This window comes from Bacteroidetes Order II. bacterium, assembly GCA_016788705.1.
Lineage (GTDB): Bacteria > Bacteroidota > Rhodothermia > Rhodothermales > UBA2364 > UBA2364.
The window spans coordinates 14,601-40,986 of record JAEUSQ010000036.1; the positions used below are offsets into that span (position 1 = coordinate 14,601).

Genomic DNA, 26,386 nt, shown 5'->3' on the forward strand with positions numbered 1-26,386 from the left:
AAATGACAAAAGACCCTTTCAAAATTCCAGATCCTATTATACTCAGGGCGACTTCTTCCCCTCAAGCGGTTGCTATTTATACAGAGGAGGGGTTCTGGACTTGGGCAGACTTAGATAAAAAAGCCCGCCGTATGGCCACTAAGTTGAAAAATGACGGGATCGGCCAAGGCGACATTCTGGCGATTTGTGCCCATCCACAACCCAACTATATGGCCTTAATGCTGGCTTGTATTCGGGAAAAAATTGTTTTTTGCCCGTTAAGCCCGCAATTGCCAGAAGACGCTTTGCATGAACAGATGCGCGAAGTGGGTGCAAAGGCTTGTTACCAAGAAGCAGAACTTGCTGATATGCCAACAGATGCCGTGCCACATAGAGAAACTCCTTGGTACTTTACGCAACACACCACACTGGTCTTTACGTCGGGCAGCAGCGGCCGCCCCCAAGCGGCATTACATTCATTGGGTAATCATTATTGGAGTGCAGACGGCTCTTGTCAGAATATCCCCCTCGCACCAGGCCATTGTTGGTTATTGTCGTTACCACTCTATCATGTTTCGGGCTTGGGCATCGTTTTTCGTTGTTGGTTTTCCGGTGCTGCTCTGCTGCTCTCTGGTTCTTTGTGGGAGACCTTGCAAAAAAGTCGCCTGCCCACCCATGTCTCATTGGTTGGTACGCAAGCCATTCGTTTATTAGAAAAAAAAGCTCCATTAGACCGTTTGGTCGCCGTATTACTCGGCGGAAGTGCAATGCCAAAATCCGTTATTTCAGCAATGATTTCCCATAAGTGGCCTATTTTTATAAGCTATGGGATGACGGAAATGACCTCGCAAATCACTACAACTCCGCCCAATGCTTCCTTGGCATGTTTGACTGGAACTTCCGGACGTTTATTGCCTCATCGCGAAGTCCGTCTTAATGCCGATGGGGAAATTTGCGTTCGAGGCAAAACGCGCTTTTTGGGATATTGGACAAAAAACGACTTGGTAGCGCCCTTTGATGAACAAGGGTGGTTGGCTACGGGCGATTTGGGGTCGTGGACTGAGGAGGGGTTTCTACAGGTGACAGGCAGAAAAGATAATCTATTTATCTCCGGTGGCGAAAATATTCAGCCGGAAGAAATCGAAAACCTTTTATATCAGGTTCCGGGTGTACAAAACGTCTTGGTCGTCGCCATTCCAGATGTGGTTTATGGGCAGCGTCCCGTAGCTTTTATACAAGGGGAAGTCTCTGCTCCTGACCTGTTGTTGGCATTAGAAAAACAATTGCCGCGCTTTAAAATCCCGGTGCATATTTGGGATTGGCCATTACCGAAAGACAACACGGAACTAAAACCGAAACGCCATTTTTTTGAGCAAAAGGCGATGGAATACTTGGAAAAACAAATTTCTTTATCCTAAGAACCTATGTGCCCATTTTTATCTCGTTGTTCTTTTCTAATCAGCGTTTTGGCCTTTGGGGTCTCCTCATTTGCATGGGCCCAATTTACCGACTCTAACTTGCCCATTATTCGGATTGATACCGGAGGGAAGACGATTGTGGATGAGCCGCGCATCGTAGCAAAAATGGAAGTGGTGTGGAATGGTCCCGGAAAACGAAATGCCCTGAACGATCCGGCAAATCATTATGATGGCCCAATCACCATCGAATTTCGTGGCTCGACATCGCAAGACCTGTTTCCCAAAAAGCCCTATGGTTTGGACACCATCTTGCCGAGCGGCGAAAACAATGAGGTCTCTTTGTTTGGTATGCCCAAAGGGCACGATTGGGTACTAAACGCTGCATATAACGATAAAACCCTCTTGAGGGATGTCTTGGCCTTCAAAATTGCACGGGATATGGGCGGATACTGGGCGCCCCGTACACAATTTGTGGAGCTGGCAATAAATGGCCGATACGAGGGGGTTTATGTCTTTATGGAGCAAATTAAACGGGGTAAAGACCGAGTAAATATTTCTAAACTAACCAATAAAGATCTGACAGGAGATGCCCTGACGGGGGGGTATATCCTAAAAGTGGATAAACTGACGGGTGACAAAAGCTTTTCATGGACCTCGACCATACCACCCAAGCCTGGTGCATCACAGCGCATTACCTATCAGGTTGAGTATCCCGATCTGGAAGACTTGGCTCCTGAACAAAAAACGTACATTCGGCAATGGATGACAAATCTGGATACAGATCTGAACAGCATAGGCTGGAATAACCCTACGACTGGATACCGTAAATATATAGACACCGCCTCGATGGTGGACTATTTGTTGCTGAACGAGGTGACCAAAAACATTGATGGCTACCGCCTGAGTGCCTTTATGTTTAAAGACCGCGATAGTAAAGACCCACGGTTACGTATCGGGCCACCCTGGGACTATAACCTGACGTTTGGTAATGCAGACTATCACGACGGAAACGACACCAACGATTGGGTGGTATTGTTTAATCAACGCTTTAACGACAATTTTTATGTACCTTTTTGGTGGGCCAAAATCTGGCAAGATACCAATTTTCAGAACGATATGCGATGCCGCTGGCTTTCACTAAGAGGAGAGAAACTAACCCGCAACCACATGCTTCATTGGGTGGATTCTATGGCTGTTGTATTGAACGAGGCGCAAAAAAGAAACTTCCAACGGTGGCCCATTATGGGCAAATATGTGTGGCCAAATGGCTTTGTGGGCACATCATATGCCAGTGAAATAGATTTTCTACGTTCGTGGCTGCTTCTTCGTATTGGATGGATAGACGAAAACCTCCCTGGCTCCTGTACAACGGCCAATATTCCGCCCGAAATGCGTGAGTATGACAAAAGCCTTCATGTGTACCCAAATCCATTCTCGGATAAACTAACCTTGCGGTACGATACGCCGCTTTCTGGAATGTTGGATATTGAACTGTTTAGTGTCTTAGGTAGGCGCGTGATGCAAAAAGAAGTCTTGATTCCCTATAAAGGATCATACGAAATATTACTACCCATAGAGGCTTTAGCCCCCGGCATCTACTTGGGTACGGCACGACTATTGTCAGATGTGAACCGGTTTAAAGTCGTCAAAAACCCAAAATAGTGTAATGGAGCCTTAAAACATCACATGAAAACCCTAATCCTTTGTGGCGGTCTTGGGACCCGTTTAAGAAGCGCCGTCGCGGATCGCCCCAAGTCGCTTGCACCTATTGCCCATCGCCCGTTTTTGGCGTGGACCTTAGATGCGCTTCGCCGTCAAAATCAATACGATTTTGTACTGAGTGCCGGATATTTGGCCGAGCAAATCGAGGTTTTCGCAAGGGAATACCAACAAGAGGTTGCCGATTCGAAGCTACGCATTGAAGTCATAACCGAGCCAAAACCACTTGGAACGGGCGGAGCGATATTCTATGCCCTTCGTAAAGCAGCCTTGAAAGAACCTTTTTTGGTCTTGAATGGGGATACCTTTTTTAGTGGATCGGTCGCTGAACTCATCCGGTTTTATGCACAAAAAAAAGCTATGGTCGCCATTTGTGTCACCCAAGTCGCCGATTCGAGCCGATATGGCCGCGTGATGTTTGTACCTGAAAGTGGCTTGGTCACTGGTTTTGAAGAGAAAAATGGCAGCCATCAGGCCGCCTCTTGGATCAACTCCGGGCAATACCTGCTAAATCCCGCTGTTTTTGACATTCCTTCCCTTCCAGATGCCTTTTCTTTGGAACACGATATTTTTCCCCGTTTGTCTGATCAACAACAGCTATATGCCCATCCTTTTCCAGAGGCTTTTTTTTTGGACATCGGGACACCTGAAGATTACACCCGTGCGGAGGCCCTACTCCCCATTTTTCGTGAAACCCACCTGACTAAAAGACCGACATTATGAGCAAAACCATTATTCGCGCTCGTGCGCCGTTGCGCATCAGTTTTGGAGGCGGTGGAACTGATGTGGCTCCGTATTGTGCTGAACGGGGTGGTTTGGTACTGAATGCCACGATCAACCGATACGCCTATGTCACCATTGAGCCAAACGACTCCGGACGAATTAAGTTGGTTTCGTTAGATTTTGGACAAGAAGTTGTGTATGACGCCGATTCCCCGATTCCTACAGAGAATGACGATATGAAATTAGCCAAAGGCGTTATCCGGCGGCTGGGGATTTCCGGCGAGGGGTTTAATCTTTATACCCACACCGATTGCCCTCCCGGAAGTGGCCTTGGCGCCTCTTCGACAATGGTGGTAGCGCTTTTGGGGGCTTTTAATGAGTGGAAAGGCTTGAGCCTCGGTACCTACGACATTGCCCAATTGGCCTACGATATCGAACGGATAGACTTGGGGATTAAGGGGGGAAGCCAAGACCAATATGCAGCCGCTTTTGGAGGCTTTAACCTGATAGAGTTTTATGCCGATCATGTGCTCGTAAATCCGCTACGTATTTCAGATGCCGCTATCGCAGAGTTGGAGTATTCGCTGATTTTGGCTTTTACCGGGAAAAGTCGCTTTTCGTCCTCCATCATAGAGACACAAATCCGAAATTATGAAGCCCAAAACGCCGATGCCATTGCGGGGATGGATGCTACCAAAGCCTTGGCCACCGAAATGAAGGCGGCCCTCCTAAAAGGAACTTACCGCAGGCTGGGTGAATTACTGCACGAAGCATGGGTCGCGAAGAAAAAAATGTCTGACCATATCTCCAATCCGCAAATAGACCGCCTCTATGAGGCGGCATGTGAGGCAGGAGCTGTCGGAGGGAAAATTTCGGGTGCTGGAGGTGGTGGATTTATGTATTTTTTTGCAGCGTTTGATAAACGCAAGGCCGTAGCCGATTCCATTCAGGCGCTCGGAGCTGAAGTGGTTCATTTTGGCTTTACCCAAACGGGTTTACAAACTTGGAAAAGAAGTATTCCTCTTAATAAATAAAAAATGACAACAACCCATTGGCTCCATGAGCAGATTGAAGAAAGCATTCGTGTACATGAGGCCGTAAAAGGCATGGTTCCACTGCTTGAGTCCATTGCGCAAGAAATGGTGAACACCTTCCAAAACAATGGCCGCGTTTTTTTCTGCGGAAACGGAGGAAGTGCCGCCGATGCCCAACACTGGGCCGCCGAACTTTCAGGTAGATTCTTTTTAGATCGTCCAGGGCTTCCTGCCATTGCCCTCACCGTAAACACCTCCGAAATTACCGCTATCGGAAATGACTATGGCTACGACGTTGTCTTCTCAAGACCCCTCTACGGGTTAGGGCAAGAAGGGGATATGCTCATTGGTATTTCAACCAGTGGTAGCTCGGTCAATGTGATTCGGGCCGTAGAAACAGCAAAGGAAAAAAAGATCCGAACCGTAGCATTCACAGGCGAAACGGGAGGAAAATTGTTGCATATGGCGGACTGGTGTGTTCGGATGCCTTCTCAAAACGTGGCGCGTATTCAGGAAGGACATGAACTTTGTGGCCATCTGATCTGCGGCTTGGTAGAACGAATGATCTTCGGATAGAACAAACTCCTGAAAATATGGCTTTCTTGGTATTAGATTTAGAACTTTCTGGTTCCGAACCTGGCTGGCACGAGATTGTGCAGATTGGCGCAGTCCTATGCGATAGTCAATGGGGTGAACGTAGTACCTTTCTCTCGAATGTCTATCCCGAAAATGAGGAGAGTTTCTCCGAGCCTTCTCGGAAAGTACATGGCCTCTCATTAGATGATTTAGAAGAGGCCCCGATGCTGCACGAACTATTGCCGGAGTTGGAAGAGTGGATCATAGGAAGCCTACCCATTCGTCCAGCAAAACATATTCCTGGTAGCCGCGAACGTGCACTCCGAGAAGTTATTATTTGCGGACAAAGTGTGATCTACGACATCAATTTTCTGCGTTATGCCTATCGGCAAGAAAAGAAAAATTGGCCCTTCTCTCACCAAATCTTAGACCTTCATACCCTGTCGTATCTCTATTTTGATGTGATGGGTGGGGCCGAGGGCGATGTGCCACACTCCCGCAGCCTTGGGAGTATAGCCAAATGGTTTGGATTTGAACGGGCAGATAACACGCACAATGCGCTTGAAGATAGTTTGCTTACGGCGAAGTGTTTTCGAGAAATGACCCAACGGATTCAGGCACGCTAACCCGAAGGCCATGCAGTATTTTCGTTCATTCGATCGTCAGCGTGCCGCAATGGTGGCAGAACTTCGCAGCCTTGGCATCACACACGAAGGCGTGCTTGATGCGATTGGGCGCGTAGAACGTCATCTTTTTATAGACCAAGCATTACACCTTAGGGCCTACCGAAACGAGGCATTGCCCATCGGAAACGGCCAAACCATTTCTCAACCCCTTACCGTAGCACTCCAAACTGCCTTGTTGGACCCAAAGCCGGGAGATCGTGTGCTCGAGGTAGGGCTGGGCAGTGGTTATCAGGCCGCTGTTTTGTGCGAAATGGGCGTGCAGGTTTATTCCATTGAATACCACGAGCGGCTTTGGCAACTTGCACAACAACGGTTGAACACCTTGGGGTATGTCTTCACTTCTCGCGCCGGAGATGGTAGTTGTGGTTGGCCAGAATTTGCACCTTTCGATGGAGTGGTGGTGACAGCTGGGGCTACAGAAATACCAAAAGCGCTGATGAATCAGTTAATCTTGCCAAGCCCGCAAAAACAAGGCGGTCGAATGGTCGTGCCTATCGGCGACCGGACTTCGCAGAAAATGATGAAATGTTTAAGAGTAGGCCCGTATGAATACCAGTGGCAAGAAGGAGGGGCCTTTCGTTTTGTCCCATTTATTAATGGCTGATCTTTAGAACAACCCCTACACGGGATCCTCTTCCATGTGTTATTATGAACTTATTGTGTGTTTATTTTTAAAATAAAATCGGCTTATTGCGATTCTAAAATGATTTTTTGTCATTGGAAGCGCTTTTTGTTGTAAATTCTTCACTTGCTTATTGGTTTAATACCCGATTGCAAGTTTTGCTTGAGAAATCTTCAAACGGAAAATCTTCTTTATCTCCTTTATTTCCCTTATTTTAAGTAAACGTCAATTAGGAAGTGTTCTTTCCTACGACATGCTACCGACTGTTTCGGCTCACCAAAACCTCTTAATCATGGCCAAAGTACTAACCTCTCGACAGTCACAACTGCGGGTATTAGGCTCGGCGCTATTGGTATCCTCCGGTATATTCCTCGGCTCAATGACCTTGGATCAAGGAATATACAACGGAATGTTGGATCAACTGTTTTCCGATGAACCCAGCACAATGCAAGCCGGAATGCCCCTTGCATATGATGCCCGTCAAGCCGGAAATCTGAATATCAAAGCTTATCAGCCTGTTCTTCCCGAAGCCAGTGAAGTTGTTGCCGAAGAAACCGAAATTGCACCTGACCCAATACAGATTGAACAAAATATGTTATGGATGGCACGGTGTATGCTCTCCGAAACCCGACGCCCGGAAGAAATGGAATTGGTCGCTTGGGTGATCCGCAATCGTGTGGATACCAGCTATCGTGGCAAAAGTACCTATGAAGATGTTGTACTAGATCCTTTCCAGTTTTCGGCCTTTAATCCTGGCTGGTCCACCCGTTCATACTTCATGAAACTTGACCGAAACTCCAAGACCACTGGCTGGAAAGAAGCACTTGATATTGCTGCCAAAGTGATTAACGCAGAGGAGACAGAACGTCCCTTCTCTGAAAAAACCCGTCATTTTTATAGCGAAATTTCCATGACTGGCCACAATGAACCCATTTGGGCGAATGGCCGGATGCCAGTTTTTCTGGAAGGTCGAGACATTGACGCCCGTCGCTTCCGGTTCTATCGGGATATATTCTAAGAGTTTGGGCGAACTTCCTTATACCTTAAACCCCGACCAGTTTTGTGTCGGGGTTTTTGATTTTTTTTAATGGTCATGGTTTTGGCTGGTATAACAGATCCAAACTGGTCATTAGAGGTTTCTGGGATAGGGTGTCATTTCTTTGGCTTCATCCGTATGACGGGTAGGATCATTTCCTGCAAAGAGGCACCACCATGCTGGAAGGTATCCCAATATTGGTGTTGATAATGATGGTAGTTGGTGGGATAGACAAAGTAATAATCCTCTTTTGCAATAATGTAGTTTGTATTAATCCCACCCGGGGGTAATCCATAACGTTTAGGGTCTTTAATAAAAATGGCATGTCGTGAATCCGCCTTCAGGTTTCGGCCATGTTTGTACCGTAAACTGGTAGAGGTAGAGCGGTCTCCGATCACTTTGGTGTCGTGTAAACTCCGGACGGCGCCATGATCGCTCGTAACGATAATATTGCAGTCTAATTCAGCCAATTCCTGAAAAACCTGAAACAGCCAAGAGTGCGCAAACCAGGTACGTGTAAGGGCGCGGTAGGCGCGTTCATCCGGTGCAATTTCCTTCAATACATTCGAGTCCGATCGGCTATGCGCCAAAATATCTACAAAGTTCACGACGATGGCCGAGAGGTCGTTTTTGGCGTGGGTACGGATGTTTTTGAGCAATTCCCGGCCTTCGTTTCCGTTAACGATTTTCTCGTAACGGGTTTTGGGAGCAAGTCGGTGTCGTTTTAGTAGATCCTGAAGAAAAAGTTCTTCGTTCAGGTTTTTGCTATTCTCATTTTCTTCTGCATCAGCCCACTGTGACGGAAACCGTTTTGCCATATCAATGGGCAGTAATCCACTAAAAATAGCATTGCGGGCATAGGGCGTTGCGGTTGGTAAGATGGCATAATGAAAGTTTTTTTCCATCTCGAAAAGGGGGTAGAGCAGGCGCTCGAACTCCAGCCATTGGTCGTAGCGCATACAATCTATCAGGAAAAAGAAGGTGGGTTTTTTCTCTTGCAGCAGCGGGAAGACCCATTTAGGCATTACCTCATGAGAAAGTACAGGTCGGTGTTCGTCGGGTGGGGTATGGGCATATTGAATCCAGTCTTCATAGTTGGCTTCAATCCATCTCCCAAAAGCGGTTTGTGCATTCCGGAGTTGTTCGTCTAAGATTTGTCTGGCACCGTCATCCCCTTCAAGTTGTAGGTCGTACCGTACCAACTCTTGGTAAACCTCTGCCCAGGCTTCATGCGAGAGTTCGTCGTTGAGAGTTGTGGAAATGCGTCCGAAGGACTGCAAAAAGGTTTGGGCCGCTTTTTCCTCTTTCAGTACCCTGCCATCCAGCAATTTTTTGCAAGTTAGTAATATCTGGTTCGGTTTTACGGGTTTGATCAGGTAATCTGCAATTTGTCCGCCAATGGCATCTTCCATGAGGCTTTCTTCTTCGCTTTTGGTGATCATCACCACCGGAATATCAGGAGCTGAAGCTTTGATTTCGCTTAGGGCTTCCAAACCGCCCATGCCAGGCATTTGCTCGTCAAGGAACACCAAGTCGAATCGCTCTTCACGTACTTTTTCAACTGCATCAACGCCGTTGGTCACACCAACAACGTCGTAGCCTTTAGATTCCAGAAAAAGAACATGGGGCTTCAGTAGTTCGATTTCGTCGTCTGCCCATAGAATTCGGGGGAGGTTTGCCATAAGTTGTACCTTTTGATGACGGTGAGAGAAGGTTTATTAAACGTCTGTGGTACCAGTTGGCGATAGGCGAAAGATTGGTTGTGTCGAAAAAGAGGTAGGGGGCCGCTATCAAATGCGCCCCCTGAAATTAGGAAATCAAGAAGCATCTGCACTTCCATCCGGAACAGCGTACTCAAGTTCTGCTAGAGGTTGCTGCAAGATTTTGCGCAAGGTCTTGCTGGGTTTAAAGTGCGTTTTCCGACGGCTGGGGATAAAGACCACTTCGTTGGTTTTAGGATTTCGGGCTTTCGGTTTTGCTTTGGTTTTCTTTACCTCGATCACACCAAAGTCCCGCAATTCAATTCGTACTTCCGGATCTGCCTCTACCATCAATTCGCGGACAGCTGTAATGACGGCGTGTACCCACGGCTCACAACGATAAATTGGCTCTCCCATATTTTCAGCAACCCGCCGTGCGACATCTTTCTTTGTCAGGGTTGGAATTCGATCTTCTTTTTCAAGTTCATTTGCCATTTGTACGTCTCCTCCTTTGGCTATTTACGCCGCTTTCCGGCCAAAAATGCCACCAATAAGGGTGGTGTCGGGAAGTTAGCGGGTATTGTGGATTTTAAGAATCAGGTACTGATCATAAGGGTATAATTTCCGACAAAAACACAAGCCGAATTGTTTAAACATGTTGAACATCATTTGAACAACAAAAGAACCTATCACTTTGTTTTTTGTACGCTTTAGTAAATCCTTATAGTTTGTGGGGGTTCCATGAAACTTTAACTTTTCATAACCTTCAAATCAGCAGGATTGTCGGTTGGCACAGATCAGGGATTGTGAAAAGAGGCAATATCTGCAATCCTTTGGGTTAGGTCTTGTAATAGATCAAGAAAAGAGTGGGGATGGGCAGAAAGGAGGGCACGTGCATCAAAGATTAGGGTTCTAAGTTGTTCCATAAGTTCTTCTGGTTGGTGGATGTCGGGGAGGTGAGGATATAGGCTCATGGCGTGGTGGTGAATCCGTTGTAGCCGGTCTGATAGATCTTGTATGAGCACCATACTATGGAACCGGAGGAGCGTTTGCTCGGTTGTGCCCCATGTTTCCATAGGCCGATTGCGTTCCGTATGGAGGTTTTTTCGTAGTTCATAAGTGAGACCTTTAAGGAGTGCCCACTCTGCATCAAACCCTTGGTGTGCGAGGTGTTTAGGCAGAAAATCTTGGGGGGATATTCCCGCATGTCGTTCTACTATTTTCTTTTGGGTCTTTCGGGCTGCAAACAATGTGGCAAAAAGGGCCATCGCATCCAGAATGGCCAGAACCTCTAAGTCAGAATCTTCTTCCATTAAGTCAGGATCTTCTTCCATATATTTATGCGTCAGACATTCGTATATTCTTCTCTTCCGGGAAGGTTCCATCGGGAACTATTCTCAATCATGTTTTGCGAATTACCATGTTTAGGCTTATGAATTGTACCTTCCGGCTGGCATTGCTCATTTTCTGGGTTGTTGCTGGATGCCAAAATGTACCAGAGACCCCGCCCATTCGTAATTGGACTGGAAATTGGATAGATGATGGTATCCGGCAGGGTGTTTTGAAAAATGAGACGTTCCTTGCTGCGCCTACCTTACCCATGGAATTGATTTTTACACCACGTACTGATTCTGTTTTTGTTCAAAATGGTACATTCGAGGCAGGCGTTATTTCTTTCCGAACCCTTAAGCCTAATCAACGGGCAGTTCATCTTTTTGATACCGAAAAGCCTACCATTCTGACCTTGGAGGACGAGGATCACCTATCATTCCATAACCATAAGACCGGGACAGACCATACATTTATACGGATAACCGGAGCTCTTACGGACAAACAAACGGGCGCGGTGATGCCCAATTTCTTTCTGGAACAACTTTTAAAAGGCCAGTATCGTGTTACAGGACAATATAAAGACGAACCGAGCACCGGCCCCCTCTTTACCATCCATGCCAATGGCCGTGCGGAAGGCCTTGGTGCTACACACGTCCAATTGGTGATTGGGGGAGATATGGCTGCTACAGATATAGACGTGATTTCGCTGATTAATATGACAAAAAGGCAAGTACGGCACTTTGGATGGCGCAAAGACGGTACCAAGCTCCTCCTTCATTATTTGGTAAATATGACCGAAAAAGATGGAAAGCCGGAATATAAAGCCGGAAAAGTGGCGTTTGTTCTGGATCGGATAGGTGAATGAGCAAAAAAAGAGGCCCCTAGTGGAAGCCTCTGTGTATGGTAGTTAATAGGTGTAGGTCTAAAAATCTAAGCCGAGTGAAACTAAGAACCGACTCTTCTCAAAGCCTTTCCCCGTGTAGGGCCAAGCCCAGTCTAACTGAATGGGGTAGCCGAGTGCAATAATCCGGATGCCCAGACCAGCGCTTGCCCTGAGGTCATCAAAAACCCGGTTTCCGGTTGTATCTGTTTTCCAAAGGTTAAATTGAGGATTGTTCTCGTTGCGTCCGCCCCATATGGAGCCTGCATCTACAAAAGCGACCCCCTGAATGTTGTACAGAGGGATTACGGGAATTGGGCCTGGTAACAGGGCGGCAATCAATGGGAATCGAAACTCGGCATTCACCAATCCAAAAGTAGAACCGTATTGATTGGTTACATCAAAGCCACGCAAAGGCATCACGGGCAGGGCGAGTTCGAAATCTGCAACATCCAGAATAGGGAAACTGTTTTGGCTATCAAATCGGCGGTTAATCCAGTAACTACCTGTCCCAGCGGTGTAAAACAATTGGGGCGTTTTACCAAAAGAGTGTCCACCGGATAAGCGTAGGGCCAACGTGTAGTACCGAGACATCAAAGATTTGTAATATCGAAAATCTCCTAAAATAGTACCGAATCTTATTTTTTTATCGGACCCAAAACTGAAGGGTGAACCCTGAAATGACAGGCCATAACGGTAGCCACTTACAGGGAAGGTATAGCCATCCACCGTTACATCTTTTTGGAAGGAAACCGAGGGATAGAGATAGGAACGTACTTCCACCGGAACATTGAAGTAGCTGATATTGGTCTGACGAAGCGAGGCCAGAGACATCGTTCCGTCTATGCGACGGAACTTATCAATCGGGTAAGAAGCCTGTACTCCCCCACCAAAAGACCGGTAGCGATAATAACTATAGCCGTATTCGGTGTTATCGCTCAGGGCAATGATATTGGCATTGTGATACCCGATCATGGTCCAGTCCATGCGTTTGGGTAGATACGTGTAAGCCAGCAGGTAGTCGGAGTTTCGGAGATCTACCATCAGGTTTGTTGCGAGCACCAACTGATGGTCTCCGGTCACGTCCGAGAAGGCAAACGTGGTATTTCCTTGTACGCCATAGAGTGTGCTATATCCGGCAGCACCATTAATGAGGTCGGTCGTAAATTTGAGTTTATACTTTTTATCGCGATAAGCACCTGTAGAGTCCACATTATCTGTTGGATCAAAGCGGTTTAAATCTTCGGGTAGGCGGTCTTTGTTGGCGGTATCAAACGAATTATTAAAGACATAATTGCGAAAATCCACCCGTTTTCCACCATAATTTGTGGTGTCAGGCTTGGCTGCTGCAATGGGTGGGGTGTTGGTAGTGCCGCTGGCTGGAGTTGGTTTGCTTCCTGAGTCGGGCTTGGTGGGTACGGGCGATGTATTGTCCGGAACACTACGTACATCGGATGGATTGCCAATGGAGGCCTTAATTCGGGAGAAGATATTTCCTGGGCGATCCGATTTGTAGGGGAAGGGCTTGCCATCGGTGGCATCCCGCAAGAAGGGGTTGGCCTGAATCAGGTCTTTGTCCACCATAGCGAGTGCAGGCGTTCGTGGATCTGCAGTTTGGGTTACCCGCTGTGCCCATACATTAGGTACTAAAGACTCTTTAGACTTCATGCGGGTAAAGGGATCTTTCAAGAGGTAAATAGAGGGAGTGCCTTTTTCCAAGCTGTTTAGGATTACTTTTTTTCCATCCGCAGATAGGGATGCCTGTGTAATGCCTGTAAGGACATTGGTTAAAGGCTGCTCCTCACCCGTTGATAAGTTTTTGGCGTACAGATTGGGGATGCCGTTTCGGTCGGAGATAAAGGCCAGTAGATTTGGATCATTGCCAAAGACGGGGCTTTTTTCGTCCCACTTTTCGTCTGTTGTGATCCGCACCAAGTCTGATTGCCCAGGGATTAGTTTATATAGATCGTTTTGGGCGTAGTTATGGCTCATCATATTGAAGTTCTCCACTTGTTGGGTGGCAACCCGTGTATGTGTGCCCCTATCGGAATGGAAAATCAAAAAGGATCCATCAGGCGACCATTCAGGCTCCATGTCACTAAAAATATCATTCGTGAGGTTATTGACATCACCCGTTTTCATGTCCAATAAATACAAGTCACTTTGGGCGTCCCGCGTAGCCGATACCGCCAAGACGTCTTTTTGAGGATGCCAAGCGATGGAGATAATGGCATCTACGCCCGGAATGCGATATTCTTTGGTGGAACGGGTTTTTACATCCATTACTTGGATCACATCGTTCGCTTTGCTTTTGGTAGGCAGGGCAATGTGGGTTCCTGCAGCATTCCAAGCAATGCCCGGAGAGAGGATTTTCAGGCTTTCGAATCGGTTATTGTCTTGCCCATTGGCGAGGCGTCGGATCACCTTCCCGTCACTGGTTCGGGCAAGGAATACATCAAACAAGCCGTCGCGGGTCGAGATAAAGACCATTTGGTCTCCTTGCGGCGAAATTTCGGCGGCCGAGGTATAGAGAAAGCCTTTCTCGCGGCTAATGAGCAATTTTCCTATATCGTTCAGGTCTTCACGAATGGCCACTTCCGGCCAATAGACTTTTTTTAGCGAAGATTGCCAGCGTTCGGATAGTTCTTTCAATGAAAGCCCGGTGGCTTGTTTAAAGGCACTTTCCACCGAGCGGGTAAGGCGTAGTTTTTGCATGATTTCGCCGATTTTTTCGCGCCCGTATTGCTCGGAGATATAATCCCATACGCTTTGTCCGCCACGGTATGCAAAGTAACCATCCAGTTGTTCAATTCGGGATAACTGATTGGTCAGGATCGCTTCACGGACGTACATGTCGGAGTTTGTGTCCCAGCCTTGCGCTTGGTACTCGGCGATGCCCTCATTAAACCACAGCGGGATGTTGAGTTGAATACGATTTTGGATCACATTCTGAATAGAGCCGCCATAAAACATATCGTTCACAACGGCATGGGTCAGTTCATGGTGAATCAGCCGACGATAATCGGCATAATCGCCAGTGAAAGGCATGATTACACGGTTCTTATAGAGCTCCGTCACTCCACCGATGCCCTCGGCGTTATCAGGAAGCGGAGCGGCATTGTTTACGGCAAAGTCGTTGTGACTCTGATAGACCATAATCGTAATGCGGTCCGAGATGTCGTGATTGAAGTCCTTGGCAATTTGGTTGTAGGCATCTTCGGCAGCATCGGCGGTGAAGCGGGCTAGATATGCTCCACCTTCGTAATAATAGACATCGAAGTGTTTGGACTGAATAAAGGACCAGATGTGGTTGCCATAATTAACCCGGTTCTTTCCAAAATTGAAATACTGGGCCTCGGCTTGCCCGCCAAACAGCAGGATGAGTGGTAATAAGAGCAAACAAATCCGTAACTTTTTTTGGATACGCATGTTTTTTGGGGTCTAAAAGATGGGCGCGTCACCAGTACGCACGTTTTTTTGGTCGGAATACACCGTATTTGCCGCTTTGGGTTCTCTAAAGGTTACACCATTCACCCCCTCATTCGTACCATCCGGCACGCTTGTTCGGTAAACAGCTACCCGGTTAATATACCCCAATCTCCATAAAGAGGCCCAAGATAAATACCCGAAATGATAAAAAAGCCCAAGACATTCCTTGTTTAGGGGCTGTTGTGGCTTCTATGGCGCAGAGAATCATGCAATTTTAGTGATCTCTTTTGGCTTCTTGTTTGCTGAAGGACGCCATAGGTTGTTTTTTTGAGATGATCACACAACTATACATGAAGGTGGTGTATCTTTCGGTGACAGAATTTACCATTCACAAAACCTGGAGTATATATGCGAATTTTTCTTCTATGTGGGCTGATGTTGGGCTTCGCGGCCTGTACGAGTTCGATAAAGCAAACGGCTGAGGCCAATTCCTCGATACCGTCGCCTGTCGGATATGAACACATTGGGTTATCGCCCGTTCGGTTGAGTGCCGCTATTCCGGTTGAGAAAGGACTGGCGTCTGCCCAAACCAAACCAGGCAAGGCTGTGGTGGTGAAAGGGGAGGTGGAAAAAGTATGTCAGGCCAAAGGTTGTTGGATGACGTTAAAAACGACCAGTGGGGAACCCATTCGGGTTACGTTTAAGGATTATGCATTCTTTATGCCCAAAGACATTGCTGGACGCCAAATTGTAGCTACGGGTGTTTTCGAGAAAAAGGAGGAATCCGTAGAGCACCTTCGCCACTTGGCTGAGGATGAAGGCAAACCGCAATCTGAAATTGACGCCATTACTTCCCCTAAAACTACCTGGGGCTTCTTGGCCAGTGGCGTTCTGCTGAAGAAATAAGGGGCCACTCCGGCTTAATCGCGTTCTTAGAGGCACTTGTTTGAGAATAGGTGCCTTTTTTTGTCTTTATGAAGGTAACAAACGAGTAGGGCGGAAGTCCGCACTTCGTCCTATAAGGTTGTATATTGTGGTTCCTTATTCATTACATCGTTTGTTCATCATGAAAAAGTATTTAAGACATTTAGGCTTTCTGTTACTCTGTCCGGCACTCTTGCATGCACAAGACACAAAATGGGATGTAACCAAGCCCTTTGGTAAGACATTTGAAAACCAATTTACCACAGATGAAGGAACGTGGATGAGTTTAGACGTCTCGCCTGATGGTCGAGAGATTGTATTTGATCTCTTGGGTGATCTTTATACGATGCCTGCTTCGGGTGGAACAGCCACCTTGCTTGCTGGTGGGCCTGCTTGGGAACTTCAACCTCGTTATTCACCAGATGGGCAGTGGATTTCCTTTACCTCGGACCGTGACGGCGGCGATAATATCTGGATGATGCGTCGTGATGGCAGTGGTACGAAGCAAATCACAAAAGAAACGTTCCGCTTGCTGAATAACGCGACCTGGAGCCCCGACGGACAATATATAGTTGCCCGAAAGCACTTCACGGCTACGCGGTCGTTGGGGGCTGGTGAGATGTGGCTCTATCATGTATCAGGCGGTACCAGTGGGTTGCCTTTAACGACTCGTAAAAACGATCAACAGGATGCAGGAGAACCCGTTTTTTCGCCCGATGGCCGTTACCTGTATTGGAGCGAAGACATGTCTGGCGGGAGCTCTTTCGAGTATAACAAAGATCCGAATGGCAGTATTTATTATATCCGGCGCTTAGACCGTATGACTGGGCAAATATTGAATTTGGTGACCAGTGCCGGAGGAGCGGTGCGGCCACAGCCTTCCCCAGATGGTAAGTTGCTTGCTTTTATCAAACGGGTACGGCTAAAGACTGTTTTGTATATGATGGACTTGCAAACCGGGGAGGAGTGGCCCGTCTATGATGCCCTCTCGAAAGACCAGCAAGAGACATGGGCCACATTTGGCGTTTATCCAGGATTTGCATGGATGCCCGATGGCAAAAGTGTGGTGATTTGGGCCATGGGTAAAATCCGCCGGATTGATCTGGCTACCAAAAAGGCCACGGAGATTCCCTTTGAAGTGAAGGCGAAACATACTATGACCGAGGCCCTCCGTTTTCCAGTAGAAGTTTCACCAGAGACCTTCGAGGTGAAGATGGTGCGCCACGCCATTACCACACCCGATCGCAAAACCTTGGTCTTTGTTGCGGCTGGGCAGTTGTGGCGAAAAAACCTACCCGATGGCAAGCCAGAACGCCTAACAGACCGCACGCACGGGGCTTATTATCCGGATATTTCACCCGACGGGAAGTGGGTGGTGTATAGTGGCTGGAACGATGTAGCGCATGGAGCGCTTTATAAAATGCCAATTGATGGCGGCGCGGCCCAAAAATTGACGACCACAAAAGGATATTATCTATCACCCCGTTTTTCACCAGATGGCAAAAAGGTGGCTTTTCAGCGGGGTACCGGAAATCCTCACCTCGGCTTTACGTTTGCCCTTGCGCCAGGCTTGTACTGGGTGGATGCCAATGGTGGAGACTTGCAATTTATTACCGAAGAAGGAACCGAGCCGCGTTGGATGAAGGATGGGAACCGAGTGTTTTATCTGAGTGGCGGCGGACTATCCAAATCTTATAAGAGCATAGACTTGGATGGAAGTGATGTACGGACGCATTTCTCGATGAAATATCCCAATGACGTGATTCCAAGCCCAGATGGGCAATGGGTGGCTTGGCGAGAATTATACAACCTATATGTGGCACCTTTTCCCCAAACCGGACGAACAGTGGAGCTGAACAAAGACATGAAAGAGGTACCTGTTACACGCATCACCCGCGATGCAGGGGACTATCTGCATTGGTCTGCGGATAGCAAGGCACTGCTGTGGACAATCGGAGGCACATACTTCCACCGCGAGTTGAGCGAAACGTTCTCTTTTGTGACCGGTGCGTCAGAAAAACTGCCTGTGCCAGACTCGACAGGCATTCGAATCGGGCTGATGCTAAAGTCGGATAAGCCTTCTGGAAGATTCGCCCTTACTGGAGCACGGATCATCACCATGAAGGGCGATGAAGTGATAGAAAACGGAACCGTTTTGGTAGAAGGCAACCGTATTGTCGCCGTCGGGAAAGCACTCCCTACACGTGGTTACAGAACAATAGAGGTGAAAGGAGCCACGATTATGCCTGGCATTGTGGATGTTCACGCCCATCTCGGAACAAGTTACAATGGCCTCTCGCCCCAACAAAGTTGGTCGTATCTTGCAAATCTGGCCTTTGGTGTAACCACTGCACACGACCCTTCGGCAGATACCGAAATGGTGTTTTCGCAAGCGGAAATGGTACAAGCAGGAATAATGACCGGCCCGCGTATCTATTCCACCGGAACCATTCTATACGGTGCCGATGGCGATTTTAAGGCCGTTGTCAATAGCTTAGACGATGCCCGTAGCCACCTGCGCCGCATGAAGGCCGTTGGGGCGATTTCGGTGAAAAGCTACAATCAACCACGTCGGAACCAACGCCAGCAGGTGCTGACGGCTGCCGCCGAGTTGGGTATGATGGTGGTTCCCGAGGGAGGCTCCTTCTTACAACACAACCTAACAATGGTGGCAGATGGGCATACGGGCGTAGAACATGCGCTCCCGGTGGCGCCCCTCTATAAAGACGTTCAGCAATTTTGGGGCAAAACGCAGGTTCAATATACGCCCACCCTTATTGTTGGTTATGGCGGCATCTGGGGAGAAAACTATTGGTACCAAAAAACGAATGTTTGGGAAAATAAACGCTTGCTCAATTTTGTTCCTCGGCCTATTGTAGATGGACGGAGCCGCCGCAGGATGATGGCACCAGATGACGACTTTGGACACATTGGGCTGGCACAGTCGGCGCGGACGCTCACTGAAAACGGGGTTCGGGTAAACTTGGGGGCGCACGGCCAGTTACAGGGCCTTGGGGCACACTGGGAGTTGTGGATGATGGCACAAGGCGGTATGACAAGCCTGCAAGCCATCCGGACGGCCACATTGAATGGTGCACGATATATTGGCATGGATCGTGACTTGGGTTCTATTGAAGCAGGAAAGCTTGCCGATTTGGTGGTGATGGACCAAAATCCGCTCGAAAACATCCGTAATACCGAGACGATTCGCTATGTCATGAAGAATGGGCGCCTCTACGACGCACACACCATGAACGAAATCGGTAATGGGGATGCCAAACGCGGCCCCTTCTGGTGGGAAAACAACAAAATTGCAGATGCTTTTATCTGGAAAGGGGCAACATTTGGCTTTGGAGAAGCAGCCTGTGGATGTTTTGGAGCGCATTAAAGGGTGCTCTATCTCCTTTCTATTTCCTTCTTCTGCACCTTTTGTGGTATTCTATACTGTTTCACCTAATCTTTTCTGATATGAAAATCTTACAGTCTATTCCATTATTTGCATGGCTTTTGTTGGTGCTCAATATGGTGGTATTTGCCAGCGATCGGGCATTGGAGACCGTTATTTTGGATGTCCCGCTTATTTCCGGAGCACGCTTTATCTTGGATTTGGGACATCTTCTCTTGATGGTGGGCGTTGTGGTCTTATATTTCGAGATTATAAAGGCCACCCGCACCACAACCGCTTCGGTGGTAGATCATGGTCTGTCCACCATTATTTTTGTCTTATTCCTGATAGAGTTCATTACCGTCAGAGCGTGTGGAAATGCCACTTTCCTGGCCATTGCGGTCATGTCTTTGGTAGATGTGGTGGCCGGGTTTACCGTCACCATTTCGTCTGCTAAGCGCGATCTTTCATTGGGAACACAGCCCTAATTCTTTTTACATGAACTACGTTTCCCTTACGGTTTCCGTCCCGTCTGAAGAACAGGACTTGCTCATCGCAGAGTTGATTGCCCTTGGCTTTGAGTCTTTTTTGCAGGAAAATGACCACATACAGGCATTTGTCGCTAAAAATCAATATCCTGCCGAGGCGGCAAATGTAGTATTAGACTGGCTGGCACACCATGGATACCCGCAGCAGGTTTCTCTTGATGAAATAGAGCCGCGCAATTGGAATGCACAATGGGAAGCCTCGATTCGTCCGATTGTGGCCGGATCGTTTGTGATTGCCCCTACTTGGAGTGCGGTTGGGGGAGAATATGTGGGGAAAACCGTTATCCGCATAGACCCCAAGATGAGTTTTGGTACAGGCCATCACCAAAGTACACGGTTGGTCTTAGGCTTTTTGCCTAAATTTGTCCGGCCCAACGACCGCGTATTGGATGCCGGAACCGGAACGGGGGTTTTGGGAATTGCAGCCCTCAAACTGGGTGCACTTCATGCACTGGTCTTCGACGACGATCCTTGGGTAGAGGAAAACGTTCAGGAAAACTTCCTCTTAAACCATGTAGAATATGCGTATGAACTACGGATTTGTGGTATGGAGGGTATCTACGAAGTTGGCTTTGATGTGATCATTGCCAATATCCAGCGGAATGTGTTGTTAGAGATGATGCCAGACTTTCAGGAGAAAACCAAGCCCAATGGCTTTCTGATCTTGGCTGGGTTGTTGACGGAGACAGACCGCGTACCGATCATTGCTTCGGCGGCGGCGCATGGGTTTACCTTGGAAGACGAAGCAACCGAGGATGAATGGTGGAGCGGGGTATTCTTGCGGCACAATACCTTTGCTGAAAATGTCTCCACAAATGGAAAGAATTAGTCTTTTTGTCTTTCCTGCCGAAGGAGAAAATCCCGAAGATTGGGTTCAGACATTGGCCCAAATCGGTTGGCAACACCCTTATGGGACCAGTGCCTATGCCGCTGCTTCAGCATTTCGCACCGACTGGAAAGGGGTCTTTGCCAATCATACGTTTCAAACATTAACACATTTTGTAGAAGCCCGTCGCTTATTAGATTGGCATATACAAGGAGAAGAAAGCCCTGTTCAGTGGGAAGTATTCTCTCGCCCTGTTTTAGCAGGAGATTTCTACGTCTTGCCGGACTGGTTGCATCCCAAGCCTGCTACGTTGGCACCACATTACCTCTTGCTTAAGCAATCCCTCGCGTTTGGAACGGCCCAGCACCCCGCTACACGGATGCTGCTCCGGATGCTGTCCAAGTACCTCAAGCCCAGTGATACCGTGGCCGATATCGGCACTGGTACGGGTATTCTGACCATCGCTGCTTTGCAATGTGGGGTTACATCCGTCTGGTGTAGCGATCTACATGAATGGATGGTAGAAGAACTCCAGCATAACTTGCTGCTCAACCAATGCTCGCCAGAAAACATTCATTTCACGACCAAGCCACCTAAGGACTTTCCGCAAAAACATTTTTCGATGGTTTTAAGCAATATCTCGGCAACTTTTCACTTGGAAAATGTGCATGAGCTGATGGATCTGTTGTCTTTGGATGGGCTTTTGATGGTGTCTGGTATAAAAGAACCAGAAGCCGAAGACGTATTGGAGGCGTTTATGCGCGCTGGTCTAAAGCACGTCCAAGCCGAAGTCGAAGAAGGTTGGTGGTCAGGTGTTTTTAAACCGTTATGAGTTTATCTTGTTGTCAAAACTTGGTCTATGGTCGTACCGGATTTCCGCAAACCGCCGTATCTTTTTCAGCCGTATTCCCGAAACCTTTCCTGTTTTATGCCAAAGAACCCACACCGGAGCGCTTTTAGCCTCTTTTTGTTGTCTCTGATTGCTTTCTGTTTCCCTCTTCAGGCGCAGTCTATTCGTGGATTTATAACGGGTAGTACCGATGGACTCCCTTTGATTGGCGCAACCGTTGCCATGCGGTCGGAGGCTGGCAAGATTGTTGGCGTAGTAACCAATACCGAAGGGTATTACGTACTTAGTCGCTTAGCACCCGATACCTATACGTTTAGTGTGTCTTTTGTGGGGTATAAAACCCATACCGAAACCCTGCGCCTAAAAGCCGGACAAGTAGTCACTAAATCCCTGATTCTTCAGGAAGACGAACAATCCTCGGAAGTGGTAATTGAGGCACGCGATGAACGGGGTGCTGCCGATGTAACGGCAGGCCTTCAAACCGTACGTGCGGTGGATATAGACCGGATCCCTGTACCCGATGTATCCGGCGATCTGGCGGCTTATCTCACCACCATGCCAGGTGTTGTCTCAGACGGCGACAGAGGGGGACAATTGTTTATCCGTGGTGGAACCGCCTCGCAAAACCTAATCTATATAGACAATATGCTGGTCTATAACCCCTTCCATATTTTGGGGTTCTATTCGGCATTTCCGTCTGATATTGTGAATAAGGCCGATGTATATGCGGGTGGCTATGGCGCAAAATTTGGTGGGCGTATTTCGTCGGTCTTGGATATTGGAACCAGAAATGGCAATAAGCGAAACTTTGCCGGCGCGGTTTCGGTGGCACCCTTTGTTACCAGTGGGCGGTTAGAAGTCCCGATCATTCGCGATAAAGTCTCTTTAATGGCCTCGGCGCGGCAATCAGTAGTGGATTTGGTAGGCCCCAAACTTGTTGGGCGTCCATTGCCGTTTCAGTTCGGGGACCAATTTGCAAAACTCCATGCCACATTATCGCCCAGTAGCCAAGTTTCTGTTAGTGCCCTACGGACAAACGATCGTGGCACTGTAGCAAGTCAGGACAAACTGAGCAATGCCAGCCTCTCCGATACCACCCTCACACAAGCCGGATGGGGGAACGAGGCGTATGGCGTGCGGTTTTTATTGCTCCCCACCAACTTTCCAGTCTTGGCGGATATAAACCTTAACACCTCGATTTTTCATAATGAAATTGGGCCGAGAAACAAGCCAACCCGAAAGGCGGACGTTCGGCAATTTGGTTTTTCGGCCAACCTTTCCTACATGATCGGGGAAAGTGGGCTGAATTATGGCATCTTTCTCAATAACTATTCTTTGGGATATACACTCGGCGGACAATACCAAAACTTTACCTCGGATGCAGAATACATGACAGATGTTGGTGGCTATGTAGAAGCCGACATCGTCTTGTTCAAAAAGCTAAAACTCACCCCCGGTGTTAGGCTACATTCCTTTCCAAGGGCCAATCGTAAATACATCGAACCCCGATTTAAGACCGTATTTACGCCTAATCTAAAACACAAAATAAGTGCTGCTTGGGGAATCTATCATCAGGAAATTGTAGGGTTAAATGACCGTCGCGATGCCGGGGATGTGTTTACGGCTTGGACCTCCTCGCCCTTCGGGAAAGCAGTACCCGAGGCCATGCACGCCATTCTCGGCTGGCAATACAAACCCTCTAACAAAATTACCTGCTCGGTGGAGGGATTCTATAAAACGCTCGAAAACTTGGCTATTGGCGAATGGACGCCTTATCCCCGTTTTACCACCAAACTCCAACCCGCATCGGGAAACGTGCGTGGGGCAGACTTTCGCATAGAGGCAGACCTTGGCAAGTTCTATGGCTACATCAGTTATGGGTATGCCTCGGTGTTATACGAAGCCAAGCAAGCCAGTATTCCGGTTTGGTATGGTGTAGATAAATTGGTCTTCCATCCGCCACACGATCGGACACACCAAACCAATGCCGTACTCTCATATGCAGTCAAGGGGTTTGCATTCAATGCGCGGTGGCAATTTGGAACGGGTTTGCCCTTTACCCAATCCATCGGCTTCGATGATTGGTTTATGTTATCAGGTCGGTTAGATATTACCCAAGAAGAAGGTACCATTGGGCGTGTGTTGTATGGCGCACCCTATCAAGCCAGAATGCCAGATTATCACCGTTTAGATGTTTCGGTAGAGAAAAAAATTGACTTCTCTAAACGCTTGGAGTTGCTCTTGCAGGCAGGTTTGATTAATGCTTATAACCAAACCAATATTTTTTATTTGGATTTGTTTACGCTCGAACGAGTAGATCAATTGCCGCTGATCCCAACTTTTGGGATGAAAATCACCGTTAAATAATTGTTAGCCGCCAACTTTATGAAACTCCGGAATTACCTATTAACGCTGTTGTGTTTGGCCACGGCTTCTTGTGACAGCACCTTTGATCCTTTTGTCAAAAGTTCTCAGATTTTCACCCTTTTGGGGTATTTAGACATGGGGCGTCCGGTCCATTATTTGCGGGTTGTACCTTTGCGGCCAGTGGTTACGCCCGCAAACAGCCCCACCATAGACGCCACGGTCAAAACCATAGACCTGAACAATGGAAACGTGGTACATTGGCGAGATTCGGTGATTACGTTTCCCAAAGGAACGGTTGGGCATGTGTTCTATGCTCGGTTTCCGGTAGAAGATAACCACACCTACCGCGTAGAAGTGACACGCTCGGACGGACAGACCACGTATGCCGAAACCACCATTCCCAAACGGAAAACGATCACATTAGGCAACGTTGTCGTGGGAACGTTTGGAAGTGGTGCTGCAGATGTTACCCAGCAAGTCTCTTGGAACGATGTGCCCGAAGAGCCTTATGACGTCGAGGTTTGGTATCGTTTCTTTAATCCACCCGTTGGTCCGTTTGTAGATGCTAAAGCGCCATACAAAATCCTCTATGGGGAATTGGGGAAAGCTTCCGGAGGGAATTATGCGATGACACTACGCTACTCCAGAGATAAAATCTTGCTGAAAGACAAAGAAATTTTTAATACCGATAACCGGATTCTCTATGGCGTTGGTGTTCGGTTGATACAATTGGACGATAAATGGAAAGCACCCAATGGCGTTTGGGATCCAGATGTGATTGCGCAACCGAACGTACTGACGAATGTAACCAACGGTTTTGGCTTTTTTGGATCGGTAGGGCAATTTGATCTGGAGTGGACGCTCTCGGATCAAGTCGTTAAAACCATTGGCTATGGCACGCCCGCAGACCGATAATCACCTCTGAAAAATTATTTTATTCCATGTTTCCTCCCGAAAAATTAGCAACGGGCCTCACCAAATTATTGGGAATTCAGTTTGTTGAAGCCTCTGGCGAGCAGGTGGTTGCTACCATGCCTGTGACCTCCGATCATCACCAACCTATGGGCTATTTGCACGGGGGCGCAAGTGTAGCCCTTGCCGAAACCGTTGTTAGTGTGGGTGGGACCTTGCGTGTGATGCACGAGGGCAAAGCCTGTATGGGGATGGAAATCAATGCCAATCACCTCCGACCTGTAAAGTCGGGCATCCTTAAGGCCGTTGCCACACCAGTCTATGCCGGAAAATCCACCCAAGTATGGGAAGCCAAACTCTACGACGAGGCCGAGAAAATGATCTGTATCTGCCGATGTACTTTGGCCGTGGTGCAAATAGACCGCTAAAAAAAGCCCCTTCTCGTGATAAGAAAGGGCATTTTAGGCACTGCTAAGTATAAAAGACTTTATTCAGCACGTTGCAAAGCCTGCACAGAAGCTGAAATCTGCCCGAATTTAGATTGGTCTAAGTCTTTTTCGGTTGTGCTACAATCTTTACAAACAGGCTTTCCTTGTTTCTGCATCCACTCGGTTGCGGCGGTAAGTGCAGTATTTTTCGCTTGTTGTATTTTCTCTTGGCTCCACGTCCCCTCCAATTTTGCAAGGGCAGGCTGGATGATGCTGGCATCTGGGTTTTTCCATTTAAGCAACAAGTCCGTATAAAACCCCACGATTTTCAGTTCTGCTGGTGTTAGGGTTTCCGATTGCAACAAACGTTGGTCGAGCATCGTCATCGCCACACTTTGTTCAAAACTATAAGCATCGGTAAGGTTTTGGGCGCGGGTCAATAACGGTTGTAACTTTTCATGTGCTTTTTCATGAGAAAGATTCCCCATAATAATTATGTGGGCCTCTGTTTCGATCTTTCTCATTTTCAATGTTTGCTCAGGTGAGGCTGCGGGAGTATTTGGAGGGATCGCAAAGGAATAAGAGGCCTCTTTAACTGCTACACGGTTGTTTTGTGTGGTAGCGGGTTGCTCGGAACAACCAAGGGCAAAAAGACCGAAGAGGAGGGTTAGGAAATAGTGTTTCATGGCAAATGTTTTTGATAATGGATGATAAACGGAAATTACAATAGATATGGGTAGAAGATCAATAGATTTACCTATGGATGAAAATTATTTTTTCCACTAAGTATAAGTCAAAAGAATAAAAAAATACGATAGGAAATATGTCTAAATACTGTCAAGTGATCCGTAGATCCTCAAATCAGGGACACAAGTTTTAGATTATTGTCCAGCAATGGTTTTTCCATGCGTCTGGCCGTTCTGTAGAAAGCAGTATGGGGACAGGGAAGGGTAAGGTCTCGCCTTTCCATACCCCATGTAGGTTCTGATCTGGGCATTTGAATAGGGTGTAG

The 26,386-nt window shown here is 47.7% G+C and carries 22 protein-coding genes; 17 read left to right on the plus strand and 5 right to left on the minus strand.

Features of this window, described 5'->3' with window-relative positions:
* Positions 1 to 2 precede the first annotated feature (2 nt).
* The 8 genes from menE (at position 3) to JNN12_09090 (ending at position 7,775) form a co-directional block, all read left to right on the plus strand.
* Positions 3 to 1,397 (plus strand): o-succinylbenzoate--CoA ligase, encoded by a 1,395-nt coding sequence (gene menE / locus JNN12_09055; protein ID MBL7978477.1) that lies wholly within the window; start codon positions 3 to 5, stop codon positions 1,395 to 1,397.
* Between the two features lie 6 nt (positions 1,398 to 1,403).
* Positions 1,404 to 3,059: a CotH kinase family protein gene (locus tag JNN12_09060; GenBank protein ID MBL7978478.1), complete on the plus strand. Its 1,656-nt coding sequence runs from the start codon at positions 1,404 to 1,406 to the stop codon at positions 3,057 to 3,059.
* 24 nt (positions 3,060 to 3,083) lie between these two features.
* The gene (locus tag JNN12_09065; GenBank protein MBL7978479.1) at positions 3,084 to 3,839 is read left to right on the plus strand and encodes a nucleotidyltransferase family protein; all 756 of its coding nucleotides are present in this window, start codon (positions 3,084 to 3,086) and stop codon (positions 3,837 to 3,839) included.
* Positions 3,836 to 4,873 (plus strand): GHMP kinase, encoded by a 1,038-nt coding sequence (locus tag JNN12_09070; GenBank protein ID MBL7978480.1) that lies wholly within the window; start codon positions 3,836 to 3,838, stop codon positions 4,871 to 4,873. The genes JNN12_09065 and JNN12_09070 overlap by 4 nt, the downstream gene beginning before the upstream one ends.
* Positions 4,874 to 4,876: 3 nt before the next feature.
* Entirely contained in the window at positions 4,877 to 5,449 is a 573-nt protein-coding gene (locus tag JNN12_09075; GenBank protein MBL7978481.1) for an SIS domain-containing protein, read from the plus strand.
* A 17-nt stretch (positions 5,450 to 5,466) separates the two neighbouring features.
* Positions 5,467 to 6,075, plus strand: coding sequence for a 3'-5' exonuclease (locus JNN12_09080; GenBank protein ID MBL7978482.1), 609 nt, complete (start codon positions 5,467 to 5,469; stop codon positions 6,073 to 6,075).
* Positions 6,076 to 6,085: 10 nt separating this feature from the next.
* Positions 6,086 to 6,739 carry a protein-L-isoaspartate(D-aspartate) O-methyltransferase gene (locus JNN12_09085; GenBank protein MBL7978483.1) on the plus strand — a complete coding sequence of 218 codons (654 nt, stop codon included), beginning with the start codon at positions 6,086 to 6,088 and terminating at the stop codon, positions 6,737 to 6,739.
* 463 nt (positions 6,740 to 7,202) lie between these two features.
* Positions 7,203 to 7,775, plus strand: a complete 573-nt coding sequence (locus JNN12_09090; protein ID MBL7978484.1) for a cell wall hydrolase — start codon at positions 7,203 to 7,205, stop codon at positions 7,773 to 7,775.
* Between the two features lie 134 nt (positions 7,776 to 7,909).
* Here JNN12_09090 and JNN12_09095 read toward each other — a convergent pair whose 3' ends face one another.
* The 3 genes from JNN12_09095 to JNN12_09105 form a co-directional block, all read right to left on the minus strand.
* Entirely contained in the window at positions 7,910 to 9,475 is a 1,566-nt protein-coding gene (locus JNN12_09095) for a response regulator (GenBank protein ID MBL7978485.1), read from the minus strand.
* A 135-nt stretch (positions 9,476 to 9,610) separates the two neighbouring features.
* Complete coding sequence (locus JNN12_09100) at positions 9,611 to 9,988, minus strand: HU family DNA-binding protein (protein ID MBL7978486.1); 378 nt, start codon at positions 9,986 to 9,988, stop codon at positions 9,611 to 9,613.
* 302 nt (positions 9,989 to 10,290) lie between these two features.
* Positions 10,291 to 10,827 (minus strand): hypothetical protein, encoded by a 537-nt coding sequence (locus JNN12_09105; GenBank protein ID MBL7978487.1) that lies wholly within the window; start codon positions 10,825 to 10,827, stop codon positions 10,291 to 10,293.
* 98 nt (positions 10,828 to 10,925) lie between these two features.
* Here JNN12_09105 and JNN12_09110 point away from each other — a divergent pair, with 98 nt between their 5' ends.
* The gene (locus JNN12_09110; protein MBL7978488.1) at positions 10,926 to 11,690 is read left to right on the plus strand and encodes a hypothetical protein; all 765 of its coding nucleotides are present in this window, start codon (positions 10,926 to 10,928) and stop codon (positions 11,688 to 11,690) included.
* A 57-nt stretch (positions 11,691 to 11,747) separates the two neighbouring features.
* Here JNN12_09110 and JNN12_09115 read toward each other — a convergent pair whose 3' ends face one another.
* Positions 11,748 to 15,134 carry a PD40 domain-containing protein gene (locus JNN12_09115; GenBank protein MBL7978489.1) on the minus strand — a complete coding sequence of 1,129 codons (3,387 nt, stop codon included), beginning with the start codon at positions 15,132 to 15,134 and terminating at the stop codon, positions 11,748 to 11,750.
* Positions 15,135 to 15,542: 408 nt separating this feature from the next.
* Between JNN12_09115 and JNN12_09120 the strand changes: the two genes are divergently transcribed.
* From JNN12_09120 to JNN12_09155, 8 genes are all read left to right on the plus strand, one after another.
* Entirely contained in the window at positions 15,543 to 16,040 is a 498-nt protein-coding gene (locus JNN12_09120; GenBank protein MBL7978490.1) for a DUF4920 domain-containing protein, read from the plus strand.
* A 160-nt stretch (positions 16,041 to 16,200) separates the two neighbouring features.
* Positions 16,201 to 19,446 (plus strand): PD40 domain-containing protein, encoded by a 3,246-nt coding sequence (locus JNN12_09125; protein ID MBL7978491.1) that lies wholly within the window; start codon positions 16,201 to 16,203, stop codon positions 19,444 to 19,446.
* Between the two features lie 80 nt (positions 19,447 to 19,526).
* Positions 19,527 to 19,931 carry a hypothetical protein gene (locus JNN12_09130; GenBank protein ID MBL7978492.1) on the plus strand — a complete coding sequence of 135 codons (405 nt, stop codon included), beginning with the start codon at positions 19,527 to 19,529 and terminating at the stop codon, positions 19,929 to 19,931.
* Positions 19,932 to 19,941: 10 nt separating this feature from the next.
* On the plus strand, positions 19,942 to 20,820 hold the full coding sequence (prmA, locus tag JNN12_09135) for a 50S ribosomal protein L11 methyltransferase (GenBank protein ID MBL7978493.1): 879 nt from the start codon (positions 19,942 to 19,944) through the stop codon (positions 20,818 to 20,820).
* Positions 20,807 to 21,649: a 50S ribosomal protein L11 methyltransferase gene (locus JNN12_09140; protein MBL7978494.1), complete on the plus strand. Its 843-nt coding sequence runs from the start codon at positions 20,807 to 20,809 to the stop codon at positions 21,647 to 21,649. The genes prmA and JNN12_09140 overlap by 14 nt, the downstream gene beginning before the upstream one ends.
* 96 nt (positions 21,650 to 21,745) lie before the next feature.
* Positions 21,746 to 24,034: a carboxypeptidase-like regulatory domain-containing protein gene (locus tag JNN12_09145; GenBank protein ID MBL7978495.1), complete on the plus strand. Its 2,289-nt coding sequence runs from the start codon at positions 21,746 to 21,748 to the stop codon at positions 24,032 to 24,034.
* An 18-nt stretch (positions 24,035 to 24,052) separates the two neighbouring features.
* Positions 24,053 to 24,949: a DUF4249 family protein gene (locus tag JNN12_09150; GenBank protein MBL7978496.1), complete on the plus strand. Its 897-nt coding sequence runs from the start codon at positions 24,053 to 24,055 to the stop codon at positions 24,947 to 24,949.
* 26 nt (positions 24,950 to 24,975) lie between these two features.
* Positions 24,976 to 25,374: a hotdog fold thioesterase gene (locus tag JNN12_09155; protein ID MBL7978497.1), complete on the plus strand. Its 399-nt coding sequence runs from the start codon at positions 24,976 to 24,978 to the stop codon at positions 25,372 to 25,374.
* Positions 25,375 to 25,433: 59 nt separating this feature from the next.
* On the opposite strand, the gene JNN12_09160 is transcribed toward JNN12_09155, so the two are convergent.
* Positions 25,434 to 26,060 carry a hypothetical protein gene (locus JNN12_09160; protein MBL7978498.1) on the minus strand — a complete coding sequence of 209 codons (627 nt, stop codon included), beginning with the start codon at positions 26,058 to 26,060 and terminating at the stop codon, positions 25,434 to 25,436.
* Between the last annotated feature and the right edge of the window lie 326 nt (positions 26,061 to 26,386).